The organism is Psychrobacter sp. T6-6 (assembly GCF_052258185.1).
Taxonomy (GTDB): domain Bacteria; phylum Pseudomonadota; class Gammaproteobacteria; order Pseudomonadales; family Moraxellaceae; genus Psychrobacter.
The window spans coordinates 242,907-255,209 of sequence record NZ_JBQQEX010000003.1; the positions used below are offsets into that span (position 1 = coordinate 242,907).

General features: G+C 43.9%; 10 protein-coding genes. 8 read left to right on the forward strand and 2 right to left on the reverse strand.

The window, feature by feature from the left end; translation table 11 throughout:
* Positions 1–396 precede the first annotated feature (396 nt).
* A complete protein-coding gene (locus ACTXGL_RS06950) occupies positions 397–2,523 on the forward strand; it encodes an Ig-like domain-containing protein (protein ID WP_443525795.1) in 2,127 nt (708 codons plus the stop codon).
* A gap of 201 nt (positions 2,524–2,724) precedes the next feature.
* Positions 2,725–3,645: a formyltetrahydrofolate deformylase gene (gene purU, locus ACTXGL_RS06955; protein ID WP_443525796.1), complete on the forward strand. Its 921-nt coding sequence runs from the start codon at positions 2,725–2,727 to the stop codon at positions 3,643–3,645.
* An 87-nt stretch (positions 3,646–3,732) separates the two neighbouring features.
* Here purU and ACTXGL_RS06960 read toward each other — a convergent pair whose 3' ends face one another.
* Positions 3,733–4,524 (reverse strand): cytochrome C assembly family protein, encoded by a 792-nt coding sequence (locus ACTXGL_RS06960; protein ID WP_443525798.1) that lies wholly within the window; start codon positions 4,522–4,524, stop codon positions 3,733–3,735.
* Positions 4,525–5,040: 516 nt separating this feature from the next.
* Between ACTXGL_RS06960 and ffh the strand changes: the two genes are divergently transcribed.
* From ffh to ACTXGL_RS06990, 6 genes are all read left to right on the forward strand, one after another.
* Complete coding sequence (ffh, locus tag ACTXGL_RS06965) at positions 5,041–6,585, forward strand: signal recognition particle protein (protein WP_443525800.1); 1,545 nt, start codon at positions 5,041–5,043, stop codon at positions 6,583–6,585.
* 300 nt (positions 6,586–6,885) lie between these two features.
* Positions 6,886–7,587: a tRNA (adenosine(37)-N6)-threonylcarbamoyltransferase complex dimerization subunit type 1 TsaB gene (gene tsaB, locus ACTXGL_RS06970; protein ID WP_443526052.1), complete on the forward strand. Its 702-nt coding sequence runs from the start codon at positions 6,886–6,888 to the stop codon at positions 7,585–7,587.
* A 115-nt stretch (positions 7,588–7,702) separates the two neighbouring features.
* Complete coding sequence (locus ACTXGL_RS06975; RefSeq protein WP_319051453.1) at positions 7,703–8,545, forward strand: undecaprenyl-diphosphate phosphatase; 843 nt, start codon at positions 7,703–7,705, stop codon at positions 8,543–8,545.
* Between the two features lie 57 nt (positions 8,546–8,602).
* Positions 8,603–9,502, forward strand: a complete 900-nt coding sequence (locus tag ACTXGL_RS06980) for a class I SAM-dependent methyltransferase (RefSeq protein WP_443525802.1) — start codon at positions 8,603–8,605, stop codon at positions 9,500–9,502.
* Positions 9,503–9,792: 290 nt separating this feature from the next.
* Positions 9,793–10,710 carry a 4-hydroxybenzoate octaprenyltransferase gene (gene ubiA, locus ACTXGL_RS06985; protein ID WP_443526054.1) on the forward strand — a complete coding sequence of 306 codons (918 nt, stop codon included), beginning with the start codon at positions 9,793–9,795 and terminating at the stop codon, positions 10,708–10,710.
* Positions 10,703–11,362 (forward strand): DUF4112 domain-containing protein, encoded by a 660-nt coding sequence (locus ACTXGL_RS06990; protein WP_443525804.1) that lies wholly within the window; start codon positions 10,703–10,705, stop codon positions 11,360–11,362. Before ubiA ends, ACTXGL_RS06990 begins: the two co-directional genes overlap by 8 nt.
* A 242-nt stretch (positions 11,363–11,604) precedes the next feature.
* Here ACTXGL_RS06990 and ACTXGL_RS06995 read toward each other — a convergent pair whose 3' ends face one another.
* Entirely contained in the window at positions 11,605–12,246 is a 642-nt protein-coding gene (locus tag ACTXGL_RS06995) for a hypothetical protein (RefSeq protein WP_443525806.1), read from the reverse strand.
* Positions 12,247–12,303: the final 57 nt, after the last annotated feature.

Below are 12,303 nucleotides of genomic sequence, written 5' to 3' on the forward strand. Positions count from 1 at the left end.
CAGCTTTGCACCAAACAAAACTATATGAAGGTTGAGCTGGTTTTGCTGTTATCTAAAGGCAAATAACAGGCTGACCAATTCAGAAAATTTTAAAGCCGACATTTATACCATAAAATAGATGAATACTCAAATATTTTTATGATAAACGTTGGTTTAAAGGATGGCTATTATACCCTGAAATGAGCGCGCTATGTTGTTGATTATCTAATAGCAAAGATTAATTTTTAGTTGTAAGTTATAACAAAAGTCAGTAAAGTTGCTGTTATATATTTAATACAATCTGTTAATACACTGGCATTACTGTAAAACCATGTATCATCAACAGTCTCTCTTGATTCTGTGTAATGATTATTGCCTCTTTGTTTGATAAATCACTGCTCATGCGGAGTTAAAACCATGTCATACCACTCGCTACCTACTTCTAAGCTATTTCAACTGACAGCGCTCACATTATCATTAGCCCTGGCAGGTTGTGGCGGCGGTGATGGCACTGATACGATTGCACCGGCGCCTGATTTGGGTGTAGAACAGCCTGATGGAGATAATGGAGATGACGGTGGTACTGAAGAGCCAATAGGTGCTTTAAATATCAGTAGCAGTCAATTAGTCGATGTAGACGATAATACGATAACCTCTATTGGGCTAGAAGGTGCTTACTATGAAGTGGTAGTCACTGATGACAATGGTCAACCTCTTGCCAATACAAAAGTAACCTTCTCAATTGATGCACCAGGCGTTGATTTATCACAGACGACATCGGGTGCTACTTTGACCAACAGCGATGGCGAAGCCCGTATATTTTTGAAGCCTAATGCACCTGATGTATCTGGCGCTTACGTCATTACTGCAAATGCTAGTAATGATGACAATACCGCTATTAGCAATTTAACTTTTTTGGTACAAGCTACCAATGTTAATCTAAGTGCATTACAGATTACTGACTTACAGCTGACGGCAGGTGGACAGACGGCGGTATCTTTGAAAACCACTGATACAAGTGGTAATGCCATTAGTGGTGTACTGGTCAACCTAAATGCTGCTTGCGGTCAGCTACCTGAGCAAGTTACTTCCGATGAAAATGGTATGATTGATTTTGTGTACAAAGCCATTAACGTCGATAATACTTTATGTAGTGGTGCTGTGCGAATATCAGCCAGTACTGGTAGCGTCACTCAATCGGCTAGTGTTTCTATACAGGCTCCTGAAGCAACCTCTATTGTCTATACGGCCAATGATCTAACACTAGGCATTCAAGGTAGTGGGTCTTCGGCAACAGGCGCAGTTGAGTTCACAGTATTTTCAAATACGACACCACTGGCTAATTCAGAAGTTATCTTATCGCTAGAAAAATCACCGTTAGGCTTAACGTTTGGTGTGTTAGGTAATAATCAACAGTTTACAGCTAGAACTGATGAGAACGGTCAAGTCTCAGTCAACATCTACCCGGGTACAACACCTGGACCCGTAGAGATCAAGGCCACCTTAGCCAGTGATACTCGTATCAATGCGTTATCAAAGGGTATCTCTATTGCCAGCTCTAGAGTGACTCAAGATGGTATTAGTTTATCGTTTGGCAAGAACGTATTAGATTGGAGCTTAGACGGTGACAGTACGCCAGTAGTAGCAAGACTGGTTGACCGCAACGGTAATGCCGTGCCAGATGGTACCGTAGTGAATTTCACCGCTGAGGGTGGCAAAGTGTCACCTGCGAGCTGTAACACTGCTGACGGAGAGTGTGAGGTCACATTTTCAACACAGAATCCGCGTCCTGGCGATGGTCGTGTGAGTCTATTAGCGGTAGCTGAAGGAGAGAAAGCTTACATCGATCAAAATGAAAATAATGCATGGGATGAAGGTGATATTTTTGTGCATAATATCGGTGATACCTTCCGTGATGATAACGAGAATGGTACTTTTGAAATCGGTGAGTTTACTTATCCGTTAACGACACAAGCCGATCAAACCTGTGAAAACAATGTTGGTCAGTTCATACAGTTGAAATTCCCGTCTTCTAGTGAACAAATAAAAGAAGCGTTCGAAAACAACTTTATTGATAACTTTGTGTCTCCAAACAAACCAATGACTTGTAATACAGAGCTTGATGCTATCATTCGCTATGAGCGTATTCAGTTATTATCAAGCGGCAATAACCCTACTTTTACTTTATTGAACAACATAGGTATTCCTCTACAATCTCAGATCATTACTGAAGGAGATACTCGAGTTAATATTCGTATCAATAGTGGTGGTTTTTATGAATTGAATCCAATGCCATCTGGCACAACGATTTCTGGCTCTGTGGTTGATAAAACCGACGGAGAGGATAGCGGGAGTTGTGAAGTAGAGATGATTGGAGGACCTGAAGAAGTACCAGCAATAGTATCCCCTGGTAGTCCTGGAGATAATACAGGGACGATTAATACTTATGCCTTAGATCAATGTGAGGCTGGGGATTTCTTTAGAGTGTCTGTCACTAGTCCTAACAATGTTACTACTGCAGTGACCTATACTATAGTCAACTAGAGGCAGTAAAGTAACAAACTAAAAACCCCCAACCCTACGTTGGGGGTTTTTGCATTGTATTCTAAATAGCTAAATCATCCTAAATAACCAAAAACAACTAACTCGCTCAGCAAAATATCACAAAAAAGATTAAAATAACCGGTTTACTACGCTGACAGCCATTCTCAGCGATCAGTCATCATTTTTTATATTGGGCGTATTATGTCAGACAACACCAAAACAGTTTCACCATCAAACATCGCTTCTCAGAGTAAGCAGATTCCTAGTGCTATCGATACAGCAACGCTACTCATCAAATGCAAAGATCAGGCGGGTATCGTCCAAGCAGTATCAGAATTTATTCATCGTTATGGTGCCAACATCATCACATTAGATCAGTACTCAACGGCACATGAAGGTGGTCAGTACTTTATGCGTTTGGAGTTCGCTTTAGCAGGCTTGAGCGATATCATCGATAATTTTGAAGCCAGTTTTGCCCATACTGTTGCCAAGCGCCACGATATGGATTGGCGCTTACATAACAATGCCACTAAAACCAAAGTCGGTATCTTGGTCTCAAAGTTCGATCATGCGTTGTTAGATTTACTATGGCGCCATCAGCGCGGCTTGCTGGACTGCGAGATCACTTGCGTGGTCAGCAATCACCCTGATTTACAGCAAGCGGTCGAAAACTTTGGTATTAGTTTTCATCATGTACCAGTGACCAAAGACAATAAGGTAGATGCAGAAGAGCAAATCCATAAGCTGATGGCAGGTAATGACTTATTAGTGCTGGCGCGTTATATGCAGATATTATCGTCAGATTTTGTCAAACGCTGGCCAATGCAAGTGATTAATATTCATCATTCGTTCTTACCTGCGTTTGTGGGGGCAGATCCTTACCGCCAAGCTTACGATAAAGGCGTCAAACTCATCGGTGCAACGGCGCATTATGTCACCGCAGAACTGGATCAAGGGCCGATCATTGAGCAAGACGTACACCGCGTGACGCATCGCCAAGGTGTGGTAGAGCTACGCGCTATTGGACGTGACATAGAGCGCAACGTATTGGCTCGCGCTGTCAATTGGCATGTGCAGAATCGTGTGATCGTGGCGGGCAACAAGACAGTGGTTTTTAACTAAAAAATATCTAAATTAGTGATTAAAAAAGGCGGCCAGTCGCAACAATGACTGACCGCCTTTTTTATAACATGACATTTTATGTCAGTGTTATATCAGCATCTCCAAAACAAACTTACTACCCACAAAGCCAATCGCTAACAGAATAAAAGCGTAAATGGTGATGTTAGCGGCACGTTTGCCTCGCCATCCTGCGCGCCAATTGCCAAATAGCAATGTACCAAATAATAACCATGACAGCAGACTAAAGACAGTCTTGTGTACGATGTGTTGTGCCATCAAATCTTCTACGTATATAAATCCAATGCCTAGCGCGATACTGAGCAAGACAAACCCGACCAAAAGCATATCGAATAATAAACTCTCCATGCTCTGCAGTGAGGGCAGTTTATTGACCCAAAAGCGGTGAATGGTATGATGCTTGAGCTCGCGTATTTGCAGACGCAAAAATAGCGCTTGAACCGCAGCCATCAACAGCACACAATAGGCCGCTAATGACAACAGAATATGAATCTCAAGTCCGATGCTGACATCAGTTAATGGTTGGTAAGGCGCGCGGCCAACATAGCCGACAGTCATGCCTACGAGTGCTGTGGGTGCAGCCAAGATACCAAGACTAAGGATAGGTCGGTACAAACAGAACAGCAGATAAAAGAATAAAAAGAACAAACTGGTCAGGCTGATAATATTAAATAAATTAAAATTCAGACCATACAGGGTCACGACGTACGGATAGAGCAATATTGCGTGTGCAGCCATGCCGACCAGTAATAGACTCAAACTGACGCTTTTATGGATAGGTTTATCCTGAGTCAGCGCCCAACCAATGTGAAGGCTGACTAAGACATAAGCCATGCTAGCAAGTAAAAATGCAAGGTGCACAGATAAAAAGCCTCGTCTTGAACTGAGCGTAAACTGACTGCTCAATGTATTGCTAAAGTGGTATTATCAGAATGATTAGAATAATCGTCCAATTTATCATAAAATGGGTGCCAGTTGAGCGCCATATTTCTTATTCCTGATACATCATCATATAAGACACCCTAAGCAAAGTATAGTCAATCCCCTATAAATCGGATACGGTGTCAGGCTCGCTTAGTCTACGACTTGTAGTACTTTCACTTGCCTTCCTTGTATCCAAATTATACTGAACTGACTATATAAACCAGTTACCTAAAACTAATAAGAGTCGAGCCTTTTGCGAAACGACTATAATTTTTGCATCGTGTTGATGCTATAGTACTGATAATATGATTTTTATCTGATTTGTTATGACAGAGTGTCCCAGTATTTTATAATCTATCCTAATAGTATTTACGAACCATTTGATTGGTTTGATTTAGCATTATTTTAATGACGTTTTATTTAATTGAAAACTATTTTAATTGAGAGTTATTTATGTTTGATACCTTAACAGAACGCTTGTCGTCGAGTCTACGCAATATCGTAGGCACGGGACAATTGACCGAAGACAATATAAAAGACACCCTACGTGAAGTACGCATGGCGCTGTTAGAAGCTGACGTGGCACTGCCTGTCACTCGTGACTTTGTAAAACGCGTCAAAGAGCAAGCACTAGGTGCTGAAGTGCTCAAAGAGCTAGCACCCGGTCAAGCGTTTGTCAAAATCGTCCACGACGAGCTGACCGAAATGATGGGCAGTGCCAACCAGCAGCTAGAGATGACAGGCAAACCGCCTGTTGTTTATTTACTAGCAGGTTTGCAAGGTGCGGGTAAAACAACCACAGCTGGTAAATTGGCCAAGTATCTACAAGAACGCCAAAAGAAAAAAGTCATGCTGGTCTCTGCCGACGTTTATCGTCCAGCGGCGATCAAACAGCTTGAGCAAGTCGCCGGTCAAGTAAATGCTAAATTTGTGAACTCAAGCACGGATGAGAATCCAATCGATATCGCAAAGCGTGCGATTGAAGAAGCCAAGATCCAGTATCAAGATATCCTTATCATCGATACCGCAGGTCGTCTACATATCGACGATACTATGATGGATGAGATTAAGGCGCTAACTGCTGCGGTCAACCCATCTGAAACACTATTTGTCGTTGATGCAATGACGGGTCAAGATGCTGCCAATACTGCAAAAGCCTTCAACGACGCGTTGCCACTGACGGGTGTTATCTTAACCAAGACTGACGGCGATGCTCGCGGCGGTGCAGCGCTATCTGTACGTGCTATCACAGGTAAACCAATTAAGTTCTTGGGTCGCGGCGAGAAACTAGACGAGCTAGAGCTGTTCCATCCTGAGCGTATTGCGCAGCGTATCCTTGGTATGGGTGATGTACTGAGCTTGGTCGAAGAAGTTGAGCAAAAAATTGACCGTGATAAAGCCGAAAAAATGGCGAAAAAGATGCAAAAGGGCGGTGATTTTGACCTTGAGGATCTATTGACCCAGTTCCAGCAAATGAAAAGCATGGGCGGCATGGCAGGCTTTTTAGATAAGATGCCTGGTATGGGCGGCTCGGATATGCAAAAAGCCGTCGAAGACGCCAAGCCAGAAGAAAAAGTGCGCGAGATGGAAGCATTGATCAATTCAATGACGCCATTTGAGCGCAAAAACCCTGACAAAATTAACCCAAGTCGTAAGCGTCGTATTGCTGCAGGTTCAGGTCGTGAAATCCAAGACGTCAACCGTTTGCTCAAGCAGCATAAGCAAATGGCAAAAATGATGAAAATGATCTCAAAGCCTGAGGGCATTAGTAAAATGATGAAGTCTATGCAAGGGCTCATGGGTGGCGGCAGCGCTGGCGGTGGTGGCGGTCCTTTGTTTGGCGGCGGTCAGCAAGGCGGCGCTAAAGACGTGAACCCAGAGCAAATGGCAAAACAGATGGGACTTGATCCAAATAACATGCCAAGCACTGAAGAGATGCAAAAGCAAATGCAAGACATGCAAAACCAAGCGCCAAAAAAGTTCAAAACACGTTTTTAAATTAGTACTTTTTATTTTTAAGTCACTTGTTCAAAAATCCAAAGCCTCAAAGCCAATTAAGCTTTGGGGTTTTTTCATTGCTAGCCTTAAATTACGACCAACGAATAATAACCGATGAATAAAATGTGGAAAACGTAGAAAGTAATAAAATTTTTGTGACCTAAATGCTATGATAGGCGCTGTTTTACCCTGTCAGGATTTTTGCAGTATATCGATTAATAATGACCATTAATAATGATTGTAAATACTCATCAAAATCTGACATGCCCTAGACTGCCAAAAGTATAAGCCGAGGTTGTGATGTTTTTAGCAATGGATACCGTGTTCGATCAGTGTTCGATCGCGATTTTAGATTCGAGTGGGCAGGTGCTGTCGAGCCATACCGAAACAGGTAAACGCCAGCAGACTCAGCAGATTTTACCGATGATTGATGCTGCACTATCTGAGGCGCAGCTAGGTCTTGCTGATATACAAGCATTGATATTCAATCGCGGTCCAGGGGCGTTCAGTGGTATCCGTATCAACACGGCAGTTGTGCAGGCACTATCGGTCGCACATGACTTGCCTTGTGTGGGCGTCTCTAGTCTACAAGCGATTGCACAATGTGCGTATCAGAAATACGGTCTAACACATATATACAGCGCCCTTGATGCGCGTATGCAGCAAGTCTATTTTGGACAGTATGAAGTAGCTGTAGATGATCAGTCAGATCACGGTATCATGCAGCCAGTATTGGATGATAGTAGCGACAGTACAGAACAGCTATTAGATTATGATCGCCAAACCGCACTAAACCTACCTATTGCGGGTAATGGTGCGACGCTATTAGCGCTACATGACCAGCAAGCTTACCATGAAGATGTCTGGCCAGATGCGGTCATTATCGGACAGCTTGGTATAGCCCAGTTTGCAAAGTCTGGTGGTACTGAGGCTGCACAGGCTCTACCAAAATATCTACGTAATCAAGCTTGGAAAACACTAAAAGAGCAAGGTAAAGCATAGATCTTACTGTGGAAAAATACCAATTACTATAAGACCAACGTCAACATAGGACAGCCAATCGGTCTGTTCTTAGCTCAGCCTGTTTTTGGGCCCCTCTATTTTTAGGAAAGTCACCGTGGATATCATTTTATTAATTCAAGCTGTCATCATGGGTATCGTTGAGGGTATCACTGAGTTTTTACCCATCTCTAGCACGGGCTACTTGATTTTATCAGCAGATGTCATGGGGTTTTGGACCAAAGAAAAAGTTGATCTGTTTGTGGTCGTCGTACAGCTTGGCGCTATTTTGGCGGTGATATATGACTATTGGGGTAGACTGTGGCAAGCGCTAATGGGCCTCATAACAGGTAAAGCAGACGGCATGACCAATCCAAGGCAGCTGGGACTGAGCCTAATTGTCGCGACCATCCCTGTCATGATCGTTGGCTTTACCTTTGCCGATGAAATCAAAGCGTATCTATTCAACCCTATTGTTGTAGCCATCATGCTTATCATCGGTGGTCTATTGATATTTTATGTTGAAAAACGTCCTAAGACAGTCATCGCGGCAGAGGCAGAAGATGTCAGTATGAAAACGGCACTCATGATTGGACTATTTCAGTGTCTGGCATTGATACCAGGGACGTCGCGCTCAGGCGCTACGATTATTGGCGCGTTATGGCTTGGGGTTTCGCGCAAGGCTTCTGCAGAGTTTTCCTTCTTTTTGGGTATCCCTGTCATCGTCGGCGCAGCATTATTAGATTTGCTCAAGCATGGAGATGTCCTGAGTAATAGTGAAGACTGGTTGGTACTGGGTATCGGAACTATCGTATCATTCGTGGTGGCATTACTCTGTATTCGCTTACTGGTAGCATGGGTGAGCCGTCGTGATTTTACTATCTTTGCTTGGTTGCGCATCATCACAGGTGTCATCGTATTGGTAGCGGCTTGGGGTTTTGGCTATCAAATGGCAGGCTAGAGGTGCATGATGGTGTCAGGCAGTACCGATAAAATCAGTAGCAAAAGGATGATGGTTATGACAGCTCTGCCTCAAACACACAGTAAAACGTATGCTGTAGTACATTGTCAACTGTTCTATGTCAATGATAGTCAGCACGCACAAATTGAGCATCTGCTGTCATTGATAGACGAGCACGAACTGCCAATTGTCTTGGACACTCAACTCTCCACAGAGAAACTCACGCAAAAGCGTCGGCAGCAATTGAGCGAAACAACCTCTAAGCCTATATTATGGCTCGATGAGAAAAACAAGCTGTCATGGCTCAGTGATGGGCTCAGTGTGGCACCTGAATGGGACAAGTTGCAGCGCCGCGTAGTCAGTGCTGGCCGGAAGTCTGAACTGCTATTACAAGCAGCAAAAATCACAGCAGACAGTCAGGTTATCGATGCAACGGCTGGCTTTGGTCATGATAGTTTGATATTGGGTAGTACGGGTGCACGCGTGACGATGCTCGAGCAGCAACCTTTGATGGCGCTACTTTTACTTGCAGAGCAGCAGCGTATGAGTGCGTACCCCAATTGGCAGAAGCTTATGGGGCGTCTACAAATTATTAATACCGATGCACTCAGTTATTTTGTCAGACTGGATACTGAGTTGGCAGTAGATGATACGACTGCAATTGATGTGGTATACCTAGACCCTATGTTTCCAGAGGATAGCTATCAAGATACCAAAACAGGCAAAGGTGCAAAAGTAGGTAAGCACATGCAAGCGCTGCACCAGTTGGCTCATCCACCAACGCCAGATGAAGAGCGACAACTGTTAAATGGTGCGCAGACAGTGGTGAGTCGAAACTTGTCAGGGCAGGGTCGCGTGGTCGTAAAGCGTCCTCAATTTGCACCATTGCTTGCTGAACAGCCTGCTAGTGAAAGCTGGCATAATGAAGCCGTACGCTTTGATGGGTATTTCGTTTAACCAAGACTTTGTTCAAATAGGCAATTTGCTGAATGGCTTAACATTACCGCCTTTAATGTTACAGGGTTTAATATTAAAGCAGCAGCCATCAAAGTACTTAGCATTCAAGTGCTTAAAATTAGAATACTTAGGATTACAGTACCTAAAAACACTTAACATGAACATCAAAGCATTCGAAATAAAAATATCGTATCAATGAAGCATTCTTACCATTCAAGCTTTAGTCGACGTAGACCAATCAAAGCGACAAGCATAGAGACCATCATACTATGACACAAACCAGCTCTTCCATGACGCTCAAGGACAAGCTTTACGCTTATATGCAGCTGACACGCTTTGATAAGCCAGTGGGTATTGAGCTATTGCTGTGGCCAACGTTATGGGGCGTGATGTTAGCAGCGATGGGGCAGGCGCAGCAGCAAGGAATGACAGCAGGCTTGCCAAGCCTCAAGATATTTGTGATATTTGCGCTTGGGGCGATTTTTATGCGCGCCGCTGGCTGTGCGATTAATGATTTTGCTGATCGCAAAGTAGATGGACATGTGACTCGAACTAAAGGTCGTCCATTAGCAGATGGACGTTTATCTGGTAAAGAAGCCATTGCTGCGTTTTTGGTATTAGTGTTGCTAAGCGCCAGTTTGCTATTTTCCTTACCGATTGCTGTATTTTATTGGTCGCTTGGCGCAGTCATATTGGCGTTCATTTATCCATTTATGAAGCGCTATACGTATTTGCCGCAAGTATTTTTGGCAGCGGCTTTTGGATGGGCAATACCAATGGCTTATGTGGCGGTGCAAGGTGCTCCTGATATATGGTGTTGGTTGTTATTTTTAGCATATATGTGCTGGACAGTAGCGTATGACACGCAGTACGCCATGGCAGATCGCGAAGATGATCTTAAGATAGGGGTCAAGTCAACAGCAATATTATTCGGTCGCTATGATGTGATTATCATCTCAATACTTCAAATGCTATTTTTGCTCATTATGGGCACGGTGATGTGGCACTATTTTGCGCCAACCACGCTAGGTATTACGCCAATATTCGGATTGGCATTGGTGGCGATGATGTTTGCCAAACAGAATAGTGCGTGTGCCAGTCGTCATGCACAGGCTTGTTTTCAGGCATTCTTAGCCAATATTTGGGTAGGGCGTTATGTTTTTGCGCTTGTAGCAGTGACGTGTATATGGACGACGCTAAATGGATAAGTTCAATAAATTGCCGAGATTTAAAGCAAAAAAAACATCTGGGGCGAACAAGTCAGTCATAGATTATCAGGAAAAACTTGCTGAGCATGGACTGACGCGCGAGCAAGCGATCGCCACTGAGCGTAAATTAGCAAAGTTTGCCAATACGATGGATTCGCTAGTACGAGTGCCTTTTACCAAACAGGGCATGGGTGCCGATGCGGCGCTCTCAACCATTCCTCTCGCAGGTGATTTGGCGGGGCTGGCATTGACCAGCTATGCTTTTATATTAGGTCGTCAGTTGGGTGTGCCTGCCCATAAAATGACGCCCGCTGTGAGATTGGCACTGATTGATATGGTCGTGGGTATCGTGCCAGGTATCGGTACGCTGCTAGATGTTTTTATTCGTCCTAGTCGCAAGACGCTGGGTATCGTGCACGAGCATTTACACCATGAGTATGGTATTACTGAAACCATGCATATGGATCGGCCTTTTTTGCATCAGTCACTAGAGGACAAACAGCAGCATAGCCGCTTCGGCGCTTTTTGGCGCAATCCTATCGTGGCTTGGCTGTACTTGCATATCCCTGATATGCTGGGGCTAATCGTGCTTGTATTCATCGGCTGGGGTGTATGGACGATAATAAGTTGGCTGGTCGGACTCTTTAGTTAATCGGCTGGTTTTAGTTAATTGACTGTTTTTATTCAACTGACTGTTTTTACTAAACTGACTAGGCTCGGTTAACTATAATCACGTATCAAAAAACTGAGTCGTATAAATAAAGTCCAGTAAGCAGTTATGAATACACAACCATAGAAAAGGCGGCAACGATAGTAGCGTTCGCTGCCTTTTTTGGTTCAAAATAAAGGGTTGAATAAAAGAGTAAAGCCGTGAATAAAAGAGAGTATGAAGCGTTACTCAGTGATGACTTCGGCTTCAGCACTGATAGCATCAAAACTGGTCACGGTATCGTTTTGGATAAAATCAATGGTGCCACCTCCTGCATGACTCACTAGTTGGATACTGCCGTCAGTTGAGCGATAAGTGGGATTGTTCCCTTGACCTTCTGGCGCGCTGAGCGTGATTTTCGGTTGGTTAGGACGGGTGACAATCGCGTTGAGTAGTCCTGCAGCTGAGGTCTCAAAGACGACCGATAAGCTATCGCCCGCGTCATTTTTATAACGGACATCGGTGATTTGTGCACCTTTAATGGCTTGCTCTGGATTAGGTGCAGCAGCACTGTTCGTAGCAGGGGCAGTGCCTTCTAGATTTTGTTCTAGTTCAGCCAAACTCATATCGCGCTCTGAATCAGTGTCAGTCTGTACTTGGTCTTGGGGTTTGTTCACGCCGTTATCGTCAGATTCATCTACATTGATATTTGTCGTGACAGGCGCGGTTTGTGTTGATGTCTCAGCGACAGGCTCATTTGATGTATCAGGTTCTGGCGTTTCTTGGCAGGCAGTCAATAGCAGTACACTCAAAACAACAGCAGTGGTCTTGAAGTAGTCAGGTTTAGCGTTTGCAAAGCCTAGAGATCTTAATATAAAAGCTATCATAGTCGGGTTTATCCGTTAGCGCGCGATGTCAATGAGGTAATATGCAAGCATTAACCT

What these genes read in the sequence shown, in the direction of transcription:
- tsaB (WP_443526052.1), top strand. Translation starts at nt 6,886, where the DNA reads ATGTTTTTAGCAATGGATACCGTGTTCGATCAGTGTTCGATCGCGATT.
- purU (WP_443525796.1), top strand. Translation starts at nt 2,725, where the DNA reads ATGTCAGACAACACCAAAACAGTTTCACCATCAAACATCGCTTCTCAG.
- ubiA (WP_443526054.1), top strand. Translation starts at nt 9,793, where the DNA reads ATGACGCTCAAGGACAAGCTTTACGCTTATATGCAGCTGACACGCTTT.
- ffh (WP_443525800.1), top strand. Translation starts at nt 5,041, where the DNA reads ATGTTTGATACCTTAACAGAACGCTTGTCGTCGAGTCTACGCAATATC.
- ACTXGL_RS06980 (WP_443525802.1), top strand. Translation starts at nt 8,603, where the DNA reads ATGACAGCTCTGCCTCAAACACACAGTAAAACGTATGCTGTAGTACAT.
- ACTXGL_RS06995 (WP_443525806.1), bottom strand. Translation starts at nt 12,246, where the DNA reads ATGATAGCTTTTATATTAAGATCTCTAGGCTTTGCAAACGCTAAACCT.
- ACTXGL_RS06990 (WP_443525804.1), top strand. Translation starts at nt 10,703, where the DNA reads ATGGATAAGTTCAATAAATTGCCGAGATTTAAAGCAAAAAAAACATCT.
- ACTXGL_RS06950 (WP_443525795.1), top strand. Translation starts at nt 397, where the DNA reads ATGTCATACCACTCGCTACCTACTTCTAAGCTATTTCAACTGACAGCG.